General features: G+C 37.2%; 20 protein-coding genes. 10 read left to right on the top strand and 10 right to left on the bottom strand.

The window, feature by feature from the left end; translation table 11 throughout:
• Nucleotides 1–6: 6 nt before the first annotated feature.
• The 4 genes from GQR60_RS06755 to guaB form a co-directional block, all read right to left on the bottom strand.
• The gene (locus GQR60_RS06755; protein WP_124992203.1) at nt 7–1359 is read right to left on the bottom strand and encodes a peptidylprolyl isomerase; all 1353 of its coding nucleotides are present in this window, start codon (nt 1357–1359) and stop codon (nt 7–9) included.
• 10 nt (nt 1360–1369) lie between these two features.
• A complete protein-coding gene (locus GQR60_RS06750) occupies nt 1370–2212 on the bottom strand; it encodes a peptidyl-prolyl cis-trans isomerase (RefSeq protein ID WP_124992202.1) in 843 nt (280 codons plus the stop codon).
• On the bottom strand, nt 2205–3824 hold the full coding sequence (locus GQR60_RS06745; protein WP_124992201.1) for a peptidylprolyl isomerase: 1620 nt from the start codon (nt 3822–3824) through the stop codon (nt 2205–2207). Before GQR60_RS06745 ends, GQR60_RS06750 begins: the two co-directional genes overlap by 8 nt.
• An 82-nt stretch (nt 3825–3906) precedes the next feature.
• The gene (gene guaB, locus GQR60_RS06740) at nt 3907–5376 is read right to left on the bottom strand and encodes an IMP dehydrogenase (protein ID WP_124992200.1); all 1470 of its coding nucleotides are present in this window, start codon (nt 5374–5376) and stop codon (nt 3907–3909) included.
• A gap of 179 nt (nt 5377–5555) precedes the next feature.
• Here guaB and GQR60_RS06735 point away from each other — a divergent pair, with 179 nt between their 5' ends.
• The 8 genes from GQR60_RS06735 (at nt 5556) to GQR60_RS06700 (ending at nt 15171) form a co-directional block, all read left to right on the top strand.
• Nucleotides 5556–7463, top strand: a complete 1908-nt coding sequence (locus GQR60_RS06735; RefSeq protein ID WP_124992199.1) for a RecQ family ATP-dependent DNA helicase — start codon at nt 5556–5558, stop codon at nt 7461–7463.
• Nucleotides 7464–7562: 99 nt separating this feature from the next.
• Complete coding sequence (locus GQR60_RS06730) at nt 7563–8192, top strand: DUF5063 domain-containing protein (protein WP_124992198.1); 630 nt, start codon at nt 7563–7565, stop codon at nt 8190–8192.
• A gap of 43 nt (nt 8193–8235) precedes the next feature.
• Entirely contained in the window at nt 8236–8820 is a 585-nt protein-coding gene (locus GQR60_RS06725; protein ID WP_124992197.1) for a 3'-5' exonuclease, read from the top strand.
• A gap of 150 nt (nt 8821–8970) precedes the next feature.
• Nucleotides 8971–10158, top strand: a complete 1188-nt coding sequence (locus GQR60_RS06720) for a class I SAM-dependent rRNA methyltransferase (protein ID WP_124992196.1) — start codon at nt 8971–8973, stop codon at nt 10156–10158.
• A 124-nt stretch (nt 10159–10282) separates the two neighbouring features.
• Nucleotides 10283–11491, top strand: a complete 1209-nt coding sequence (locus GQR60_RS06715; RefSeq protein ID WP_124992195.1) for a DEAD/DEAH box helicase — start codon at nt 10283–10285, stop codon at nt 11489–11491.
• A 19-nt stretch (nt 11492–11510) separates the two neighbouring features.
• The gene (locus tag GQR60_RS06710) at nt 11511–12713 is read left to right on the top strand and encodes a protoporphyrinogen/coproporphyrinogen oxidase (protein ID WP_124992194.1); all 1203 of its coding nucleotides are present in this window, start codon (nt 11511–11513) and stop codon (nt 12711–12713) included.
• 51 nt (nt 12714–12764) lie between these two features.
• Nucleotides 12765–14894 (top strand): Tex family protein, encoded by a 2130-nt coding sequence (locus GQR60_RS06705; protein ID WP_124992193.1) that lies wholly within the window; start codon nt 12765–12767, stop codon nt 14892–14894.
• Between the two features lie 40 nt (nt 14895–14934).
• Nucleotides 14935–15171 carry a hypothetical protein gene (locus GQR60_RS06700; protein WP_124992192.1) on the top strand — a complete coding sequence of 79 codons (237 nt, stop codon included), beginning with the start codon at nt 14935–14937 and terminating at the stop codon, nt 15169–15171.
• A gap of 144 nt (nt 15172–15315) precedes the next feature.
• Here GQR60_RS06700 and GQR60_RS06695 read toward each other — a convergent pair whose 3' ends face one another.
• The 6 genes from GQR60_RS06695 to GQR60_RS06670 all read right to left on the bottom strand — a co-directional run bounded on the left by GQR60_RS06695 (nt 15316) and on the right by GQR60_RS06670 (nt 21486).
• A complete protein-coding gene (locus tag GQR60_RS06695) occupies nt 15316–16041 on the bottom strand; it encodes a head GIN domain-containing protein (protein ID WP_124992191.1) in 726 nt (241 codons plus the stop codon).
• 194 nt (nt 16042–16235) lie between these two features.
• Nucleotides 16236–17054, bottom strand: a complete 819-nt coding sequence (gene cobA / locus GQR60_RS06690) for a uroporphyrinogen-III C-methyltransferase (RefSeq protein WP_124992190.1) — start codon at nt 17052–17054, stop codon at nt 16236–16238.
• Between the two features lie 113 nt (nt 17055–17167).
• Nucleotides 17168–18871, bottom strand: a complete 1704-nt coding sequence (locus tag GQR60_RS06685; RefSeq protein ID WP_124992189.1) for an NADPH-dependent assimilatory sulfite reductase hemoprotein subunit — start codon at nt 18869–18871, stop codon at nt 17168–17170.
• A gap of 81 nt (nt 18872–18952) precedes the next feature.
• Nucleotides 18953–20728 carry an assimilatory sulfite reductase (NADPH) flavoprotein subunit gene (locus tag GQR60_RS06680; protein ID WP_124992188.1) on the bottom strand — a complete coding sequence of 592 codons (1776 nt, stop codon included), beginning with the start codon at nt 20726–20728 and terminating at the stop codon, nt 18953–18955.
• A gap of 33 nt (nt 20729–20761) precedes the next feature.
• Nucleotides 20762–21244 carry a precorrin-2 dehydrogenase/sirohydrochlorin ferrochelatase family protein gene (locus GQR60_RS06675; protein WP_124992187.1) on the bottom strand — a complete coding sequence of 161 codons (483 nt, stop codon included), beginning with the start codon at nt 21242–21244 and terminating at the stop codon, nt 20762–20764.
• Nucleotides 21245–21255: 11 nt separating this feature from the next.
• Nucleotides 21256–21486, bottom strand: coding sequence for a DUF2061 domain-containing protein (locus GQR60_RS06670; RefSeq protein ID WP_124992186.1), 231 nt, complete (start codon nt 21484–21486; stop codon nt 21256–21258).
• A gap of 754 nt (nt 21487–22240) precedes the next feature.
• Here GQR60_RS06670 and GQR60_RS06665 point away from each other — a divergent pair.
• Together GQR60_RS06665 and GQR60_RS06660 are read left to right on the top strand one after the other, a co-directional pair.
• Nucleotides 22241–22459: a hypothetical protein gene (locus tag GQR60_RS06665; protein ID WP_124992185.1), complete on the top strand. Its 219-nt coding sequence runs from the start codon at nt 22241–22243 to the stop codon at nt 22457–22459.
• Between the two features lie 107 nt (nt 22460–22566).
• Complete coding sequence (locus GQR60_RS06660; protein ID WP_101310164.1) at nt 22567–22821, top strand: hypothetical protein; 255 nt, start codon at nt 22567–22569, stop codon at nt 22819–22821.
• Nucleotides 22822–22835: the final 14 nt, after the last annotated feature.

Here is a 22835-nt window from a genome sequence, read left to right as displayed (position 1 = left end):
TTTTATTTACTTTATCCAGCCTTTGAATCGGAATTTAGCATTTTTATAGGTGTCATCAACATGAACATAGGTCTTTTCTTGTTTTTCAGAAATCCATTTGTTCAGAATTTTTTGTTGCTTCTGGTTGGTCAGCATGTTTTCAAATATGCTCCAATCGTCAGATAGATTTGCTTTATGTGCTTTTGTTTCCGATTTTATTTTAATCACCTTATAAGCTTCCTTGCCGCCTGTAACATCCAGAAAAGCTGAGGATATTTCATTTAGTTTAAGATCGTTTACAGTTTTAGATACAGCCGGAGGTAAATTATCCCTTTCGAATTTAGAGGCTCCGGTATAAGGATTTACAAGTAATCCCCCGTTATTTCTGGTGTCTTTATCATCTGAGAAATAAAAAGCCGCCTCATCAAAATCCATTTTGTCCTCACGAATTAAATTGGCAATACTATCCAGTTTATTGATAGCTGCGGTTCTTTTTTCCTCTTCAATTTTAGGTTTTAGAAGAATATGACGAACATTAATACGTTCTCCTTTTCTGTCAATTAGTTGAATAATATGAAATCCATATTCAGTCTCAACAATTTTCGAAACTTTATCTGTTTTTAAGTTAAAAGCCACATTTGCAAATTCCGGAACTAATGAAGATCTGGGTGTATAACCAAGTTCTCCACCTTTTTGCGCACTTCCCGGATCTTCTGAATAAAGAACTGCAAGTGTTGCAAAGCTATCGCCGTTTAGCACTCTTTCCCGATATCCTCTTAACTTGGTTCTGATTCTGTCTTTTTCATTATCCGAAATCTGGGGGTATTTTACAAGTTGCTGAATTTGAAGTTCTCCTGGAATAGTTGGCAAACTATCCTGAGGAATTGAATTGTAAAATTCCCGAACTTCGGCTGGAGTAATATGTATGTCTTTTGTGATTTCAGCCTGCATTTTTTCTTTGATACGTTCGTCGCGGGTGTCATCACGAAGATCGTTTTTCATATCAACAATACTTTTGTTGAAATATTGTTCCAGTTTTTCTTTCGATCCAATGCGTTGAATATACATTTCCATCTTACGTTCCAACTGATCTTCAACTTCCTGGTCTGTTACCTCGATACTATCAACTTGCGCCTGGGCAATCATCAGTTGTTGAATCAAAAGATCTTCAAATATTTCAGTCTTTAAATCAACACTCCCGGAAGTGTATCCCTGAGCCTGCATGCTTAAAAATCTGTTTTCTACATCCGATTTTAGAACCACTTGATTCCCAACAACAGCAATTACTTTATCTACCACATTATCTTGAGCATTGGCAGAAAAAACGCCAATTAAAATCAAGGCTAAAAGAGTATTGAACTTCTTGAAAATGTTATGCATATTTTATGGATTAATAAATTTTGAATTTGTTTTTGGATTCAGCATCTCTGTAAATGTTCTCTTCCAAATTTTTAATAAACTGAATTTTACGTTTGTTTAATAATATTTTTTTAATGTCTTCCTTAACAAAAGGCAAAGGAGCAAGATTGTCTTTTAGTTCAAATTCCTGAATTTTCACAAAGTAATGATGTGTTGAATCGCTTGTTTCATAGTATTTTGTGCGCTTCAGAAATTTAACTTCATCATTTATATTACCTGGAAGTTTATCCAAAAGTTCTTGAGCATAAATCCAACGATCGCTAAAATTATCAAATTTTGTTGCATTCTGAAAACAGTAGTCCTCCAATTCAGCCCAATCGTCTTCTTTTTCCGATTTGTAAAGCTTTTGAATTTTTGAAAGATTAGGGACCGGAATAGGTATTTTTATATATAATGCTTTAAGAATGTTTCGGTTTAAAATGAAATTAGCCGAATAACTTCTATAATAATTTTCGATTTCGAATTGACTAATCAGGGTGTCAATTTTCTGTTCTATTAATTGTTGTTGGTATTTGTGAATTATTAGTGACGATCTGTAGTCTTCAACCATTTTACTAACATCTTTGTCTTCCTCAGACAGATTGAGTTCTGCTTTTGATATGATAAGTTGTTTTTTTATCCACTGATGTGTGTAGTTTTGGGCAATAAGAAGGCTGTCATCCTTGCTGATGCCATTTGGAATTACCTCTTTAACTGTACTTAAATAAAGAATGTTGTCGTTTACTTTTGCTACTGGCTTATCGTTTTCACTTTTATTCGAGTTGCATGAATAAAGAATTACAAAAAGTAGTAACAGTAAGGAATATTTAGTCATTTTGTTGTTGAACAATTTTGTTTAATGTTGATTGTGAGATTTCAATTTTGTAATTGTTTCGCAATTGATCTTCCCAAACTTCTTTTAAATACATTTTGTAATCAGAAGTGACCTCTTGTTTAATACTTTCAAAATCAACATTGTTGTTGTACCTATTTATTTGGTTTTGATAGAATTCCATCAAACCTTTATTATTTTGTTTTGCCGGCAACCAAACTTTTTGTTTTGTAATGCCCAAAACCAACACTCTGTTTTCATAATTTTGAATCAGATTTATGAGATCGGTATTGCTCTCAAGTAACTGATTTTTGTAAAAGGCTAAGATACTATTGTTTGAGAAATTATCGTAAATTCGGTTGATGTATTCTATAAAATTTTCATAAATATCCTTAGATGCCTGCTGGCTAAGATAATTTGCAAAATCTTCCTGGGTATATTTCTTTCCGTCTATTGTGAAAAGTGGCTCCCATAAATCAGCATAGGCATAATCTAAAATGGAATAAAAATTAGAAAGAAGCTCTCTGTTTTCTTTAAATTGATAGTCTTTTTTGATTTTAGCAATCAATTCTTCAGTACTTAGTTTTGAACGACTATCTGATGCAATTAGTCGTTGAATTTCTTCTCTGCAATCGTCTAATGAAGAGTAGTTTTTTTTATCGGTTAATTGTAAAATATGATATCCGAAATTGGTTTTAACGGGTTTCGATATTTCTCCAATTTCTTTTAATTGAAATGCTGTTTTTTCAATTTTTGGGTGTGTTTCAAATAATCCGAACCAAGGAAGAATGCCTCCTGATGGAGCTGATCTTTTATCTTCGGAATAATTTTTTGCTAATTGTGCGAAATCAGCACCTTTCATAAGTATTGTATAAAGCGAATCAATTTTTTGTTTTATTTCCGATTCATTTTCAGGTTGATACTCGAGTAGTATGTGTCTGATTTTTACTTTTCCAGGATTTGGTATTTTTTCCAGAATTTGAATTATATGGTATCCAAATTGTGTTCTTACGGGTTTCGAAAATTCGCCGACCTTCAATTTGTAAGCAGCAGATTCAAACCGGTATTCCATGTCAAACGCGGTAAAATAACCTAATTCTCCATTGTTTTCTTTTACAGACTGATCATCCGAATTTTTTCGTGCTGTTTTTTTAAATGATTTTCCTTGTAGCAGATCCTGATAAACCTCCTGTGCTTTCTGATAAGCGACAAGCGTGTCGTTATCTAGTTTGCTGATTTTCACTAAAATATGTCTCGCTTTAAGAAAGTATTGGATCCGGTTGAAAGCTTCCTGGATTTTTTCTTCGGTTATAACTGTAGGATAAAGAAACGAGTTAAGGGCAACGTCTCTGCTGATTTGTAACTCGTGTTTTACTTCGGGAAGTGTATCAATTCTTAACCTTTTTGCCTCGGCTAATTTAACCTGAAACAGGATGTAAAGATTCAGAGCTTCTTCTATAGATAACTGATTGTTTGCCTGGTATAGTTCTTTAAACTCCTGAGAAGAGAAAGGAATATTGTTTATTGTAAAAAGAGTATCTGTTGGATGTGATTGTCCAAAGCTTGCCATTTGGCAACACAGCATTATTGATAGATAAAAGAATACTCTCTTCATTTAGCAGATTTAATGTGATCATTGAACCGCAAAAAAAATGATAACTTGTACGCGACAGGCTATCATGAAATATCAGATATGACTATCTGCTGTAATTTGGAGCTTCGCGGGTAATTGCAACATCATGAGGATGACTTTCTGCCATTCCCGAAGCAGTTATTTTTACAAATTTAGCATTGTGAAGTGCTTCGATATTAGGAGCACCACAATAACCCATTCCGGCTCTTAGTCCGCCTACCAATTGATAGATAACTTCATAAAGGGTTCCTTTATAAGGTACACGGGCTACAATTCCTTCCGGAACTAATTTTTTAATATCATCTTCAGCATCCTGAAAGTAACGGTCTTTTGATCCTTGCTGCATGGCTTCAATGGATCCCATACCTCGGTACGATTTAAATTTACGACCATTGTAAATGATCGTTTCTCCCGGAGATTCTTCAACACCTGCAAATAAAGAACCTGCCATAATTGAATCTGCACCGGCAGCAATTGCTTTTACAATATCACCGGAGTAACGTAAACCACCATCTGCAATAACAGGAACACCTGTTCCTTCAAGGGCTTTTGCAATTTCATAAATCGCGGTAAGCTGAGGAACACCAACACCTGCAATTACACGTGTGGTGCAAATAGAACCAGGACCAATCCCAACTTTTACAGCATCAGCACCTGCTTCAACTAAAAATAAAGCGGCTTCAGGAGTTGCAATGTTTCCAACAACAAACTGCATGTCGGGAAATCTTTTTTTCGCAATTTTAAGCAGATCGGCTACACCTTTTGTGTGTCCGTGAGCTGTATCGATAATAATTGCATCGGCATTTGCATGCACCAATGCTTCAATTCTGTCGAGAGTATCGCCGGAAACACCTACAGCAGCGGCCACTCTCAGTCTCCCTTTTTCATCTTTACATGCCAAAGGCTTGTCTTTTGCTTTGGTGATATCTTTATAAGTAACCAGACCAATTAATTTATTGTCGGAATCAATTACTGGTAATTTCTCAATTTTATAGGCCTGAAGAATTGCTGCTGCCTTTTCGAGGTCGGTTGAAACCGAAGTCGTCACCAGATTTTCTTTGGTCATTATTTCAGAAATAGGGCGATCCATATCCAACTCGAAACGAAGATCACGATTGGTTACAATACCTTTTAATGATTTGTCTGATTCGACAACAGGAATGCCGCCAATTTTAAATTCTTTCATTAATACCAATGCATCTTTAACTGTTTTGTAGGAAGCAATAGTGATAGGATCATAAATCATCCCATTTTCTGCTCTCTTCACAGTCATAACCTGTTTGGCCTGAGATTTAATACTCATATTTTTGTGGATAACGCCAATCCCACCTTCACGGGCAATAGAGATGGCTAAAGCCGATTCGGTTACAGTATCCATTGCAGCTGATACAATTGGAGTGTTCAGAGTAATATTACGGGTGAAACGGGTTTTTAGATTTACATCTCTAGGTAATACTTCCGAGTATGCAGGAACTAAAAGTACATCATCAAAAGTCAGGCCGTCAGAAATAATTTTATCAGAAACAAATGACATTATGCAATAATTTTAGATTTAAATTGCATGCGAAATTACAAAAAAATAGTGGAACAGAGATTGTTCTGAATTCTAAAAAGTGTTAATTAGTTGATTCATTTCAAAAGTTACTATTTTTAATTTGTTATTTATCTTTCAAAATCATGTTTTTTTAATCAAATCACTTGTAATTCAGTTCGATGGATCGTTTTAACGGGATTCTAAAAAAATATTGGGGCTATGTAGGTTTCCGGCCTTTGCAGGATGAGATTATTAAATCTGTTGCAGAGGGGAAGGATACGCTTGGTTTAATGCCAACAGGAGGAGGGAAGTCATTAACTTTTCAGATTCCGGCATTGGCAATGGAAGGGATATGCCTTGTTGTTTCTCCTCTGGTAGCTCTAATGAAAGATCAGGTGCAAAACCTAAAAGACAAAGGCATTAAGGCTGAACTTCTGTATTCAGGATTGACACATAAAGAAATTGAAATTATTCTGGATAAATGTTTATTCGGCAATATTAAGTTTCTGTATATCTCGCCCGAGCGGATAGGTTCAGATTTATTTCAGATAAAATTAAGGCAGATGAATGTTTGCCTGATTGCTGTTGATGAATCGCATTGTATATCGCAATGGGGTTATGATTTTCGGCCTGCTTACTTAAAAATCACACACTTGCGGGAGTTGCTTCCCGAAGTGCCGGTTTTGGCTTTAACAGCCACGGCAACCCCTGATGTGGTTAATGATATTCAGGATAAACTGGGATTTAAGGAGAAGAACGTTTTTCGAAAGAGTTTTGAACGCAAGAATTTAATTTATCTGGTTAGGGAGGTTGAAGATAAAAAGAGATATCTGCTTAAAATATTCAGCAAGCAGAGGGGGAGTTCGGTTGTATATGTTCGAAGCAGAAAAAGGAGTAAAGAATTAGCCGATTTTTTAAAAACAAACAATATTAGGGCGGAATATTATCATGCCGGCTTATCAAATGAGGTGAAGGATTTCCGTCAGGACAGATGGAAAAGGGGCATTTTTCAGGTTATGGTTGCGACCAATGCTTTCGGAATGGGAATTGATAAAGCCGATGTGAGAACTGTAGTTCATATGGATTTGCCTGATTCGCTGGAGGCTTATTTTCAGGAGGCGGGTCGTGCCGGTCGCGATGGGAAAAAAGCCTTTGCTGTATTGCTGTATTCGAAGCCTGACAGAGTACAATTGTTGAAACGGATTTCTACTTCTTTTCCTGAAAAAGATACGATTAAAAGAGTATATCAATCGGTGGGGAACTTTTTGCAGGTTGCCGAGGGGGCTGGAAAGGATGCAGTTTTCGATTTCGATTTAGCTTTGTTTTGCCATAATTTTAAATTTAATGTGCTTCAGGCTTTTAATAGTTTAAAGGTTTTGCAAAGAGCTGGATATTTAGAGCTTACAGATGATTTGGAACACGAATCGAGAATACATTTTCGAATTGAAAGAGATGATTTGTATAAATTTCAGGTGGCCAATAAAGATTTTGATGCGTTTATAAAAGTTCTTCTTCGGTCTTTTACCGGTTTATTTACCGATTTTGTTCCAGTTAATATAGATTTGCTGGCAAAACGTATAAAAACTTCCAAGGAGTTAATTATTTCTTATTTGAAAGAATTATCGAAATACAAGGTGATTCAATACATTCCAAGAAAAAAGACACCGTTTATTATTTATACACAGGAACGATTACCACTCAATTTTATAAAGTTTACGAAAGAAGTTTATCAGGATCGGAAGGAAAATTTATCTCAGAAAATTAATGCAGTAATTAATTACGCTGAAACAACAACCATTTGTCGGTCGAAATATTTGTTGGAGTATTTCGGACAAAAATATGCTCCTGAATGTGGGCAGTGTGATATTTGCAAAGAGGCGGAAGGAAATGACTTAAGCAAGGACGAGTTTGCTAAGATTTATAATGAAATTTGCGCCACATTGGGCAAGGAAACTTTATGTGTTGATGAGATTATTAAAGTGTCGAAATACTCGGAAGAATCTGTTTTGGAGGTGATTCGTTTTTTGAAAGACAATGAAGAGCTTGAGTCCTTAGATGGCAATCGTGTTCGTTATATCTCCTTTTAACTCTTGTTTTTATTCTTTTATAAGCAGTAGTATATTACTATTCTGCCAAATATTCGTAAAATCTTGTTATTTTTGCATGCTTATAGTATTAGATAGAAGATGAAAGATCAGTTTGACCATATTGTTTATTCAAAAAATGTTATCGAGTTTGTAGCAGTTGCCAATGAATTTTGTTTGCTGTTGGAAAACTGTGCTAAGATATCAAAGATTGAATTTATTGAAACAGCTCAGAAGTTATTGCCTTTGCTTTACCTAAAGGCATGTTTGCTGCCTAAAAACGAAACAGACTTAGAGGAAGAGATTGAAAAATTTGTTTCTGAGTCGGATTGGGAATTTATTCATTCTTCGGTTCAGTCAAAAATGGGTGCTCACGATCAGTATCTTGAAGTGTTCGAAGAAGATATGGAATATAGTGAAACACCAGTTATTGCTTCTATATCAGAAAATTTTGCCGATATTTATCAGGATGTAAAAGATTTTCTTACCTCCTACAGAATTGGCACAATGGATGTGATGAACGAGGCATTGTGGGATCTAAATAATAGTTTCTATCAACATTGGGGACAGAATTTAGTAAATTCATTGCGGTCAATTCATAATTTGATGGCAAAAAACGAAAATCTTGATGAGGAGATTGAAGATTCTGATCGCTCCAAATTAGATAATATCGACTTAAGTAACTCAATCTTTTCGCAGAGGAAAAGAGAATGGGGAGAAGAGGATCAATAGATGGGAAAATAAATTCATGTTTTCCTTAGAAAAAGAGTAATAGATGTTACCATTTCAAAAATCAATTACAAAGGAAGAAGTAAACGAATTGCCATTGCAGGGCTTTGATGGTGAAATTGTTCTGGTCGATCAAGACATGGAATTGGATAATGCTGTTCAGTATTTGAAAAAATTTCCAATTTTGGGATTCGATACAGAAACGCGACCGTCATTTAAAAAGGGAAGAGTCAACGATGTAGCTTTGCTGCAGTTGGCGGCTAATTCCAAGACTTTCCTTTTCAGGATAAATAAAATAGGATTGCCTGAGCAATTGCTTGATCTTCTTGCTGATCCCAAAATTATGAAAGTTGGGGCAGCTATAAAAGATGATATTCGGGGGTTGCAAAAATTGAATGATTTTGATGCCAACGGTTTTCTTGAGTTGCAGGAATATGTCTCAAAATTTGGGATTGAAAGTTATTCTCTGAAAAAGCTGTCAGCTATTGTTCTTAATTTCAGAATCTCGAAGCGCCAGCAGGTTTCCAACTGGGAAGCTGAAGAGCTAAGTTCCGGACAATTAAAATATGCAGCTACCGATGCTTGGGTATCCCTTAAAATATTCGAAAAATTAAAGGCTTCAATAGCATAGTAAACAAAACTTTAATTAAGAGAATTCTTCATTTAGTATCTGTCCTGAATTATAAAAGTTTGAATTGTTATTTTTAAAGAGAGAATCGGCGGGGAAAATTATTTTTCCGATTAGATTTCTCTCTGTTCAAAAAGAAAAGAAATTTCCAAAATGATAAATTATCCAAAAGTTATCCTTAAGCAAGGGAAAGAACATTCTATTAAACGATTTCATCCCTGGATTTTTTCGGGAGCGGTAAGTAGAGTGGACGAAGGGCTGGAAGAAGGAGATTTGGTTGCTGTTTATTCGGCAAGAGAAGAGTTTTTAGGGATCGGGCATATTGCCATTGGATCAATTGTGGTGAGAATTATTTCCTTCGAAAAAGTAGAGATCAATCTTGATTTTTGGGTGGGAAAATTCGAATCGGCCTGCAAAATGAGAAAAGCAATTGGTTTGTATGGAACTGCAGATAATAATGTTTGTCGTTTGGTGCATGGCGAGGGAGATGGGTTATCTGGATTAATCATCGATTTTTATGCAGGAACTGCTGTAATTCAATGTCATTCGGTTGGGATGTATTTGCATCGCGAAGAAATTGCGAAAGCGTTATTAGCCGTTTTGGGTGACGATTTAAAAGCTGTTTACGATAAATCGGAAGGAACAATTCCTTTTAAATCAGGAATAGAACCAAAGAATGAATATTTGTATGGAAATACAGATTCGTTTGTTGCTTTAGAGAATGGATTAAAATTCAATGTTGATTGGTTAAAAGGACAAAAAACAGGATTTTTCATTGATCAGCGGGAGAATAGAAGTCTTTTGGAGCAATACTCGAAAGGACGATCGGTGCTGAATATGTTTTGCTATACCGGAGGGTTCTCCTTTTATGCAATGCGTGGAGGTGCAGACTTGGTGCATTCTGTAGACAGTTCGGCACGGGCTATTGAGATTACAAAAGAAAATGTTGAATTAAATTTCCCCGGAGATTCCCGTCATGAGGCATTTTCGGAGGATGCATTCAAATATTTGGATCGATCAGCAGGAAAATACGATTTAATTGTACTGGATCCGCCTGCTTTTGCCAAACACAAAAATGTGCTCGCGAATGCTTTAAAAGGATACAAACGATTAAATACAATAGGTTTCGAACAGATAAGGAGTGGTGGAATCCTATTTACTTTTTCTTGTTCGCAGGCGGTAAGTAAGGAGGATTTTAGAAAAGCCATTTTTGCTGCGGCTGCGAGTGCCGGAAGAACGGTACGGATTCTTCATCAGTTAACACAACCGGCAGATCATCCTGTAAACATATACCATCCAGAGGGAGAGTACCTGAAAGGACTGGTTTTATATGTAGAGTAGTATAAATATTTTCACAGAGGAATTAGTAACAGAATTATCAGTTTTTTGTATCTTCCCTGTCGCTTGATATTTAGTTGGTTTTCAAATTTGAAAATCCAGTAATCAATAAGTAAATCAAAAAAAATTGAAGTTTTCAGAATTTAACTTTACACCTGAATTAATGGACGGGCTTGCAGCCATGGGGTTCGAAACTCCTTCTCCTGTTCAGGAACTTGCTATACCGCAAATCATCGACAATAAGGATTTAATTTGTTGTGCACAGACAGGTACCGGAAAAACCGCAGCCTATTTGCTGCCAATAATGGATAAAATACAAAAGAATAAAATTGATGGTTTTAGCACTTTAATTTTAGTGCCAACCCGTGAACTGGCGATGCAAATTGATCAGCAAATGGAAGGTTTTGGCTATTTCGTATCGATTACATCGCTTTCGGTTTATGGAGGTGGAGACTCTTCAGTTTGGGATCAGCAGAAAAAGGGATTAATGGAAGGCGCTGATATTGTAATCGCCACTCCCGGCCGAATGATTTCTCATTTGAGTCTGGGCTATGTAAACACATCTAAATTAAAGCATTTAATTTTAGATGAGGCGGATAGAATGCTCGATATGGGGTTCTTTGACGATTTAATGCAAATTATTGGTCATTTGCCGAAAGAGCGTCAGAATTTAATGTTTTCGGCTACTATGCCATCTAAAATTCGCGAATTGGCAGGAACTATGATGAATAATCCTGAGAGCATCAATATTGCCATTTCTAAACCAGCCGAAGGAGTTTTGCAAGCGGCATATATGCTTTATCCTGAGCAAAAAATACCTTTGATAAATCATTTGTTAAGAGACAAGGATATTAAGAGTATTATTATTTTTTCTGCTACAAAGTTGAATGTAAAAGCAATTACCAAAGATCTAATAAGGCATAAATTTAAAGCCGCAGGGATTCAATCTGATTTGGAGCAAAAGGAACGGGAAGATGTTCTTCGTGATTTCAAAAACAGAAAGTATCAGATTTTGGTGGCCACAGATATAATTGCCCGGGGAATTGATATCGATTCAATCGACTTGGTGATTAATTTTGATGTGCCTCATGATGCGGAAGATTATGTGCATAGAGTTGGCCGAACTGCGAGAGCCGAAACCGAAGGTGTTGCAATTACATTAATTACGCCCAAAGATCAAAACGATTTTAAAAAGATTGAAGATTTGATTGAATCCTCAGTTTATAAAATTCCTGTGCCCGTAGAATTAGGAGAAGCTCCTGAGTACAATCCAAAGTCATATAGTGGAGGCGGGAAGAAGAAATTTTTCAAGAAAAAGAATTTCAAAAAGAAATAAACGTAAACGAACCCAAATCATGAACCATTCTAAAGTATACGACATGATTGTTGTGGGCGCCGGTATCAGCGGATTAAGTCTCGCCTGTCAAGTTGCCCAAAAAGGAAAACAAGTTCTTGTATTAGAAGGTGATAATAGAATTGGCGGTTGTTTAAATACTCACTACCACGATAAAAATGATTTTTGGGTGGAAATGGGAGCGCATACTTTCTATGCTTCCTATACAAACTTGATTGCGTTGATTCAGTCTGCAGGATTGGAACCAAGTATTGAGCCAAGAGCCAAGGTGGGAATGAAAGTGTTTACCGACCGGCACGAGAAAATCATGTCGGGGGTAAGTAAATGGGAATTGTTAACATCCGGGCCAAAATTGTTTTTCTCGAAACGAGATGGCAAAACGGTGAAGGAATATTTTGGGAATATTGTTGGTAAAAAGAACTACGACAAGGTTTTTAATCGCATGTTTAGTGCAGTAATTGTTCAGAATGCTGATGACTTTTCTGCAGAATTTTTCCTAAAACGAAGGAAAACAAAAAGTAAAGGGCATCCTAAAAGCTTTATCCTGAAAAAGGGAATGCAAAGTTTTATGAATGCTTTGGCCGAAACAGAAAATATTACTTTGCTTACAGGGCAGAAAGTGGTTTCGGTTCAAAAAGAGAATGAAGTAAGTGTTACAACAGAATCAGGAGAAGAATTCAACGCGAAAGACATTGCTTTTGCTGTAACTCCATCGGTTGCCGGAGGTTTACTTGCTGAGATTAATTCCGATTTGGCTGCTAAGCTGAAAGAATATACAACCAAAAATATTTTATCGAGAACTGTTGTCCTGCCAAAGGAAAAATTGTCCTTCGATCCGGTTTCTTTTATTATTCCCTTGCAAGGGTCTTGTCTTTCGATGGTGACAAGAGATGTAATGGAGCACAAAGAATCAAGAGGATTTGCTTTTCATTTCGAAGAAAATAGTATCCGAAAAGAAGAACAAGTGGCTTTAATGGCTAAAATGCTTGGTGTTGATGAATCTGATTTGGATGAGACAATTGTGGCAAATCACAGGTTGCCGGTTTTGGATTTGGGACATAAAGAGCGAATTCAGGAAATTCAAAAATTGGCGGAACAAGCAGGAGTTTATCTAACCGGCAATTATTTTAACGGACTCTCGTTAGAAGATTGTGTAGAGCGTTCGGGGAACGAATGCAAAAGATACCTAAGAAATAATAGTTAACAGGCAGGAGTGGTCTCAAATCTCAGGTCTAATATCTCATATCTAAAATAGATGAAAAAATACATAGATCATATAAAGAAAAGCTTGCAGTTGCAGGCTTTTCAGGTTGAAAATACCTTGCAGCTATTGAGCGAAGGTGCCACTTTGCCATTTATTTCCCGTTATAGAAAAGAGATGACGGGTAGTTTGGATGAGGTGCAGATTGGCAATATAAAAGACGAAATTGCCCGTTTAACGGAGCTGGATAAACGTCGCGAAAGCATTCTTGATTCCATTGAGAAGCAGGATAAGCTCACCGATGAGTTGAGGCAACGCATTATGGCTTGTGGAGAGCTAAATCAGTTGGAAGATTTGTACCTGCCCTACAAGCAAAAGAGAAAAACCAAGGCGGTAAAGGCCAGGGAAAAGGGACTGGAACCCTTGGCAAAAATCTTAATGAAGCAGGAAGAACGTGATGTGGAAAGCAGAGCATCGCAGTTTTTGACGGATGAAGTGCCAAACACCGATGAAGCTTTGCAGGGGGCACGGGATATAATTGCCGAGTGGGTAAACGAAAATGAGGTGGCCAGAAATTCGGTTCGCAGCATATTTCAGCGTCAGGCGGTAATTCGTTCTAAAGTAGTAAAAGGAAAAGAGGAAGAAGGAGAGAAATTCAAAGATTATTTTGAGTCGGAAGAGCCTTTAAAAAAAGTAGCCTCGCATAGAATACTGGCTTTGCGAAGAGGCGAGGCCGAAGGAGTTTTGCGTGTAAGCATTGCTCCCGATGAGGAAGAAGTATTGGATCGGTTGAACCGGCTTTTTGTGAAAGGAAATACTGCAGCTTCCCAGCAGGTAGAACTTGCAGTAAAAGATGCCTACAAAAGATTGTTGGGATCATCATTGGAAACAGAATTTGCAAATGCTTCGAAAGAAGCTGCCGATAAAGAAGCCATTCGGGTGTTTTCAGAGAATCTAAGACAGTTGCTTCTATCATCTCCACTGGGACAAAAACGTGTTTTGGCTTTAGATCCGGGTTACCGAAGTGGATGTAAAGTGGTTTGTTTGGATGCGCAGGGAAATTTGCTGCACAACGAAACTATTTATCCGCATCCTCCGCAAAATCAGGGAAGTATGGCGGCTAAAAAGCTGACCAACATGGTCGAGACTTATAACATTCAGGCCATTGCTATTGGTAACGGAACAGCCAGCAGAGAAACAGAACGTTTTGTAACCAATCTTCATTACGATCGAAAAGTGCAGGTTTTTGTAGTGAGCGAGGCCGGAGCGTCTATTTACTCCGCATCGAAAGTAGCCCGCGAAGAGTTTCCCGAATATGATGTTACCGTGCGTGGTGCAGTTTCCATTGGCCGCCGGTTAATGGATCCATTGGCCGAGTTGGTGAAAATTGAAGCCAAATCGATAGGTGTTGGACAATATCAGCACGATGTAGACCAGAGTTTATTGCAGCAAAGTCTCGATCAGGTGGTAGAGTCTTGTGTAAATAAGGTGGGTGTTAATTTGAACACGGCCAGTAAGCATTTGCTCAACTACGTGTCGGGTTTGGGCCCGCAATTGGCTCAAAATATTGTTGATTACCGTGCCGAAAACGGAGCTTTCAATACCCGCAAAGAGATATCCAAAGTGAAACGAATGGGAGCAAAGGCGTTCGAGCAATGCGCAGGTTTTCTTCGCATTCCCAATTCTGAAAATCCATTGGATAACTCAGCCGTGCATCCCGAATCGTATGGCATTGTAAAACAAATGGCGAAGGATCTAAAGTGTTCGGTGGCCGATTTAATTGCCGATCAGGAATTGCGAAAGCAAATCGACTTGAATAAATATGTTAGCGATGAGGTTGGATTGCCTACCCTGAAAGATATCATGGAGGAATTGGAAAAGCCGGGCCGCGATCCGCGAACCATTATTAAGGTATTCCAGTTTAAAGAAGGAATTTATAAAGTAGAGCAGTTGAAAGTGGGCATGGAGTTGCCGGGAATTGTAACCAATATCACCAATTTTGGCGCCTTTGTTGATGTTGGCGTGAAACAGGATGGTTTGGTTCATATCTCGCAGCTGGCAAACCGGTTTGTATCCAACCCGGCCGATGTGGTTCAATTGCATCAGCACGTAAACGTGAAAGTAACCGAGGTTGATGTTGCCCGAAAAAGAATTCAATTATCAATGAAAGATTGCGAGCAGTAAATTTTCTACCATTTTTATAAAATCAGAAAAACGAGAAATTATGGAGTTTAACGATCAGGAAGTAATTGTTGATTGCCCGCATTGCAAGGGTGAAATCATTGTGAATATTTTAGAAATCACAAATCATCATACAGTAAGTTGTCCAAAGTGTGGGAAGAAAGTAGATTTATCGGCAAATGATCCTTCTGCAAAATTAGGCATTCCGAAAACCTACATGCCGTTCGAAGGTCTGGGTGATTATCTGAAACAGGTAGAGGAGAAGAAAAAGAAGAAATAATTCATAAACCTCTGTGTCCCTCAGTGCTCTCTGTGGTGGAAAAAATAAAAATAAATTTTGACTACAGAGTACACAAAGTATTACAGAGAAAAAAAGGTGAGAATTGAAAGAGGCATTTCCGAAAAGAAATGCCTCTTTGTTGCTCTAACGACGATTAACATCTCCACCGCTCGAGTCACTTACGTTTACTTTTGAAGGATTACCGTAGTAGTTGACATCACCACCGGAACTTGCGCTGGCTTCAATTTCTTCTTCTGCATAAACAGTAACATCACCACCACTGGACGCTTTTGCCTTGCAAACTTTTGCGATTAATTCTTTCGCTTTTAGATCGCTGCCACTGCTTGCTTTACCAGCAAAAAAATCAGCTTTTCCTCTTAGTGTGGCATCAGCACCAGAGCTAACACTGCAGCTTAATTCTTTAGCATTTAATTCCATTTTGGCATCGGCACCACTGCTTACCGAAATATCTAATTTCTCTGCGTTTATCATGTTTCTGGTTTTGAAATCTGCTCCGCTTGAAACGTGTATTTCGGTAACATTTACCAGAGTAAGGTAAATATCCATTTTAGTTGCCCTGCGGATATTACCATCTACTTTAAGAATCAGTTCGTTTCCTTTTACACGGGTAATAATGTATTCCATAAGATTTTCGTCAGCTTCAACACGTAAAGATTCTTTGTCGCCCTGAGTCACATATACGTTCAATCCACTACTTGCCGAAATTGCAGAGAATGATCCAATTTCACGATCTTGTGTTTGAACATTACCGTTCCCTTTTTCGCCCCAAAATTGGGCACTTGTATTTCCTGTAAGCAGAAAAGTAAGACCTACAATTAGAAGGGAGGCCTTTTGGATAATTTTTTTCATAGGTATTTGTGTTTTAAGTGAAAATGTTAATCAGTATATAAGACGCCGTGAACGTGAATTAAGTTACAGCTTAAATAAAAAAAGCAGAAATTCATAAGAAAGTCTGCTTTTGATATTTTGAAGAAAAGACGAGTAAATTGAGTGGAGTGTTGCACAGAATCTATTTGTTCTGCATTGCATATTCATCTGAATTTTTAAAACAGGTTTAAAAATGGTTGTCTGATAAAGTTTTTAATTTTACTCGAAACGGCTGCTTTGCCTCTTAAACTAACTTCTCTGCTTCCAGGAATTTGAGTGTGATTTCCCAACACTATTACTGCTGGAGAAGCCGGCAATCCGCTGTTTTTTATTTGGCTGAAAAACTTTGTGTTTCCGCTTATTACATCACTGTCTGTATAGCTAACCTTCGATACTACATTGATATTGGTTTCCTTCGATAATTTTTTGTGAAGCTCATCAGCCATGTCTTTTAAATGTTCAAGCCCCATATAGATTACAACGGTATCGTCGTTCTCAATTTCCCTGATAATTTCGTTTAAAGCACTTTTTTCACCACCAACTTTTACGGCAGAATGAAAATGAATGCCCGATGATTTCCCTCTTTCAGTAAGAGGAATCCAAAACTCACTGGAGGCGGCCATAGCAGCGCTGATTCCTGGAATCAGTTCAAACTCTAAACCCGCTTCCAGCAGGAAACGAATTTCCTCAACCCCTCTGCCGTAAACCATTGGGTCGCCCGACTTCAATCTCACTACCTCACTGCCCAGCAAGTAATACATCAGCATTTGATCGTGAATATATTCTTGTCTGCTGACCGGGTTTTTACCGTCGCCTGATCGCTTTCCTACATCAATAAGAATTGCTTTGTTGGGAAACAGAGCTCGAACTTCATCGGTAATTAAGGCATCGTATAAAATTACATCTGCATTCTGAATGCTTCGTAAAGCTTTTATTGTGAGCAGATCGGCAGCACCGGGTCCGGCACCAACAATCCATATTTTTCCTTTTTTCATATAATGATATTTTTAACCACAAAGGGAACACAAAGGACTTCTCAAAGTCCCCTTCAGGGGATTTAGGGGTTTCTAGACTTTCGACCTTTCAAGACCTTTTGACTTTCCTATGTTTAATGCTTAAAATCCTTGGGATTTACAATTTCGGCAACATATTGTTTGCGGATCACAAAATCACCAAATTCTTCACCTTTTGTTCTGTTTTCGGAATAATCTTTAAGAATCGGACGAAGCTCATTCAGTATTTCTATCTCGTTCACATTTTCGCGATACAGGTTGTTCAGGCGTGTTCCCTTAAAATTTCCACCCAAATAGAAATTGTACCTTCCTGGAGCTTTTCCGATAAAGCCTATTTCGGCTACGTAAGGTCTTCCACAACCATTGGCACAACCCGTCATTCGAATCACAATTTCATCCTTGGTTAAGCCAAATTCCTGAAGGCTGTCATCAATTTTATCGATCAAGAAAGGAAGATATCTTTCTGCTTCAGCAAAAGCCAGACTACATGTGTTTAGAGCAACACAGGCAATAGAGTTGGCTCTTGTCCCGGAAATTGTCTGAGGCAAAAGCTGGTGTTTTTTCAGAATCTGACTGATTTTACCTTTGTTTTCTTCCTCAATCTTGCCTAGAATCAGGTTTTGATTCCCCGTTAACCTGAAATCTGAAATATTAAAATTTGCAATTTCCTGCAATGCCGATTTTATTTTGATCTGATCAACATCTTTCACTCTTCCGCCTTCAATAAAAAGACCCAAATACCAAAGGCCATCTTTGGCTTTTTGCCATCCGAATTTATCGCCGTTGCGTACTAAGGCATAGCTTTTTTCAGGCTCTAATGAATAACCAAGCTTCTCATTCAGTAGTTCTTTAAATGCATCAACCCCAATTCTGTCGATGGTGTATTTTAAACGGGCATTCTTTCTCACTTTTCTATTTCCCAACTCCTTTTGCAAGAGCACTATTTTTTCAGCAACATCTACAGTGTTCTCTGCCGAGGCAAAACCCAGAACATTTCCCAATCGGGGATAGGTTTCCGCATCGCCAAAAGTTGTTCCCATTCCGCCGCCAACAACAATGTTGAATCCTTCCAGAACACCATTGTTTTCAATGGCAATAAATCCCAAATCCTGAGTGAAAATATCTGTATCGTTAAAAGGAGGAGTGGTAAATCCAATTTTGAACTTTCGTGGCAGATAAACGGGTCCGTACAAAGGCTCTACTTCGCCGGCACTCCCTTCGGCCACTTTCTTTTGGTCTAGCCAGATTTCGTAGTAGGCCGGAGTTCTTGGGCTTAAATGATCGCTCACTTTGCCAGCCAATTTCTGTACCTGATCGAAAACTTCGGATGCATACGGATGAGGACTAGCCATAACATTTCGGTTTACATCACCACAGGCTGCAATGGTATCGAGCAATGCCTTGTTTATGGATTGGATACTTGGCTTTAGGTTTCCTTTTAAAACACCATGAAACTGAAATGCTTGTCTGGTGGTTAATTTGATGGTTCCGTTGGCATATTCATCTGATATTTGATCGATTTGCAGCCATTGCTTTGCATTTACAACACCGCCAGGCACTCTCACCCGAATTAAAAAGGAGTAATCTGGCTCCAGTTTGGTTTTCTTTCTTTCCCGTTCGTTATCCCGATCGAATTGTTGGTAAATGCCATGAAATTTAGAGACTTGTCTGTCATCAAGAGCAATGGCTCCTGTAATTGGATCGGCAAGACTTGCCTCCAGTGTTCCGCGCAAATAGTTGCTTTCGGTTTTTATTTTTTCGACTTCGGACAATTCTGCCCAGTTGATATTATCTGACATAGGTTTTTTAATTATGAGTTGAGTAAGATTGAAATTGGATGCTTTGTGTTGTAAAAATTCATAATTTTTAACTCAGAATGATTAATATACATCGAGCAGTAATCGCTTTTCTTTTTTCAGATTTTTTAGATATTCTTCTGCTTTTTTAGGAGTTATTCCACCTTCGTTCTGAATGATTTCCAGTAAGCTTGTCTGAACATCTTTGGCCATGTATTTTTTGTCTCCGCAGATGTAAAAATGAGCACCGTTTTCGAGCCATTGAAATATTTCTTTCCCATTTTCCTTCAGTCGGTGCTGCACGTAAGCTTTTTCTTCCTGATCTCTTGAAAATGCAACATCTAATTTTTGAAGTATTCCTTTTTTAAGGAATTTCTGCCACTCAAGTTGATATAAAAAGTCTTTTTTGAACCGTTGATTTCCAAAGAATAACCAGCTTTTTCCTTTTGTCTTATTTTGTTCACGTTCTTGCAAAAAGCTTCGGTAAGGAGCCACGCCGGTTCCTGCGCCAACCATAATCAGAGGTTTGTTTTCATCATCCGGCAAACGGAACGACTCATTTTTATCAATGTAAATGGGCAAATGATCGCCTACATTAATTTCATCGGTGATGTAAGAGGAACATGCACCGTTTCTGTCGCGTTTTTTACGATTGTATCTTACCGAAGCAATGGTGATGTGAACTTCCTCAGGATTTGCTTTCGGACCTGAAGAGATAGAGTAGAGGCGTGCATATAAAACCCGAAGAGTAGATAAAAATTGATCGCTGGTAATTTCTCCAGGGTAATCTTCCAATAAGTCATATGCATCAGCTCCGTGAAGATAGTTTTCCAACTCATCCTCATTATTCAATAACAGTTCAAGATCCTTATTCTGAGTTATGGCCTTGTACTTTTCAAGAACCTCGCGGTTCAAAACGGTTATCTCCAGCTTGTTTTGCAAAGCCCGAAATAAACTGATTTCTTTCTCATCAATTGTAACTATTCGTTCCGGATCATCTTCCAACTTGTCAATTATCAAGTCCACCAAATCAATAGGATTATTGGGCAAAATACCAATGCTGTCTCCCGCTGTATATTCAATACCTGAATTTTCTAATGAGATTTCAACATGGTAAATTTCTTTTTCAGAATCAGTCGTTGTGATTCTCACTTTTTCCAAAACTTCGGCATAGTATGGATTGGCGCGGTTAAATTTCTTCTTTGGCACAGAAGCGCTTGCAGATTGGGTTGAAGCAATAACTTCCGGCACCAAGGTCTTCAATTCACCAGTCACTTTTTCGATCCATTGTTCGGCGACTTCTTCGTAAGCAACATCACTGGTTTGAACCGGCAAAATTGCCTGCGCACCTAATTTTGTAAAAGCTAGATCGAAATCAATTCCTGTCTGGCAGTACTTCTTGTAGGTTTTGTCACCCAAAGCAAGTACTGCATATTTGGTATCGGGTAGTTTTGGTGCTCTTTTGCCGTGCACATATTCGTACAAATCTTCAGCCTGAATAGGAGCTTCACCTTCACCATGTGTACTTACGATCAGGAAAAGGTATTTTTCCTTTTTTAAATCATTTTTCGTGTAAAAGTCAAGGCCTTGTATCTTCGCATCGAAGCCCAGTGCTAAAACTCTATCGTGAAGATCCATAGCTATTTCCTTGCTGTGTCCGGTATGCGTGCCAAATAAAATAGTGATACTTTCGGAAGATTTTTGATCGGAAATTATCGGAACATCAATTGCATTCTTTTTTCCATTAATAATCCCCGATAGGTATCCATTTACCCAAACCAATTGCTCGGCAGATAAATCTTGAATCAGCTTATTTAGCTGAGATAATTGTTCTTGATTGATTTGAAATTCTTTTCCCATGTTCTTTCAGTTATAGAAAATGTTAGGCCACTATTAGTTAGCAATTAGTTGTTTTTGAAGCTGGTAATTTTCAAAGTAATCTTTCAGTTGATTTCGCATGCGAATCGATTCGTAAACATCTTCACCATTAGAACTTACAGCAACACTAATGTTTGAATGTTTGTAAATGGCGGGGGAAACGAATTCACAAAAATCTGGTTGATCGTGCACATTTAGTAATACCCCGGCTTCTTTTGTGTCTCGCATTAATTGTCTTACAAAAGCAGGATCTTCAACACAGCTGTAGATTAAAAAATAATCTTTTAGCACTTCCTTGCTGTATTGTTTCTCGTGATAAACAACACCTGAATTTTTAATCCAGCTAATGATTTGAGGAGCAATCACCTCAATTAGATTTGTGCTCCGTTGTAATATTTTAAGTTTTTTATAGGCATCTTCATCGCCTCCAATAATTAAGATTTTTTTATCTGTTATATCTAAGGCTATTGGTAAAAATTGTTTTATCTGTTTCGACATGATTTCTCTTTTTAAATGTGATAATCAATGGGATGTTCTTTTTCTTTTCCTAATTGGATGTTATTCCATGTTCTTTCATGGATAAAATAGAGTCCCATTTTTGTAAACAACTCAACTCCGCCAATCGACATGGCCCATTTTAAATCTCCAATCACTAAATAGGAGATTAAGATGGTATCAATGGTTCCAATCGTTCTCCACGAAATGGTTTTTAGTACACTTCGGTATGTTTTTTCCTTCATTTTAATCGACTTACAAGAATAAAAAAAGTCCTTCTGCGCAGCAGAAAGACTCGATATGTAATGTTCATTTAGGCACATAACGAATTCTGCTAGGGTGGATTCCATAACATACACATACAACAACATGTTGCTGCATTGGTTCTGTTTGTTGTATGATTTGAATTTATATTCATCCTTGTGCGAAAAATATATTCTTGAATTGATTAAGTCTGTTGTTGAGATCATTTTGTCGAATAAAAAAAGCCTTTTTGCTGTTGCAAAAAGGCTCTTGAGAATATTCTGATATCTAATTCGTCAATTTAAGCTGTTCCTTTTTGCATAACAATACTTTCCATACACATACAACATGTTGTACACATACACAAAGACATTTTGTTATTTTGAAGAAATTGACTCATTGCTAAATAGGATATTTTGATCTGTTTATCGGATACAAGTTTAGGAAGATATATTGAGGATTCCAACAAAGAGATAATAAAAAAGACTGTGTTGTCTTTTTATTATTTAAAAGAAACGTTTGCATGAAGAATGGCATCTATTGCTCAATTAGGCTTTTTATCAGTGTGTTACGCTTGTTTTTGTTGGGGAAGTAATTTAAACTGTATTTTTTAAGAAGACAACATCTTTAAGATCGGAAGAAAAAAATAAGATTTATTTTACATTAAATTATTCATTTAGTAGTTCTGTCACAGTAAACTTGTTATATGAATATTCAATTATGACGAGAAAAAACAGAATTATAAGCTTTCATAAGATGAAGCGGGAAGTTGTACATCTGATTCATGAAAAATATCCTTTTGGTTACGATGATGAGATTAAATTTTACAATTTAGGAGCTGGAAAAAGTTTTTATGCTTTTAATTTTATAACAGAAGAGTATAATTATTTGGTTAAAGTCGATATGAATGTTGATTTTTTGGTGGCTGAGATTGGGTTTGAAGAAGCTAAAGATGAGAAGGCTTATTCATATTAAGTTTACTTGAGAAATAAAAAATCAGATTTTATAAATAGTTAAGTCTATTTTGTTGCTTGGAGTTCAATCTCTTCCTATATTTACATCACAAAATTAAATCAAAAATTATGCTCCCAAAGTTTTTATTAGCAGACAATTCACAAGAGTTACCAGACACTCTTTTTATCGTTCACACACGTTCACCAAAGTGTATTATCGAATGTGATGTTGAGGATTTCAACTCTAACCAAACTGTTTATTGGCTGGAGAAAACTCCGGAAGATCAAAATCTGATTGAAGATTTGATGGATGAGGCTGAAACCTTCTATAACGATGAGTTAGAGAATCAGGAAGATCTTTACGATGAAGAGTTTGATGATTAATTAATTTGTAAAAC

This window comes from Labilibaculum euxinicum, from assembly GCF_009795715.1.
GTDB classification, from domain to species: Bacteria; Bacteroidota; Bacteroidia; order Bacteroidales; family Marinifilaceae; genus Labilibaculum; species Labilibaculum euxinus.
This window is presented reverse-complemented; position numbering and strand designations above follow the sequence as displayed.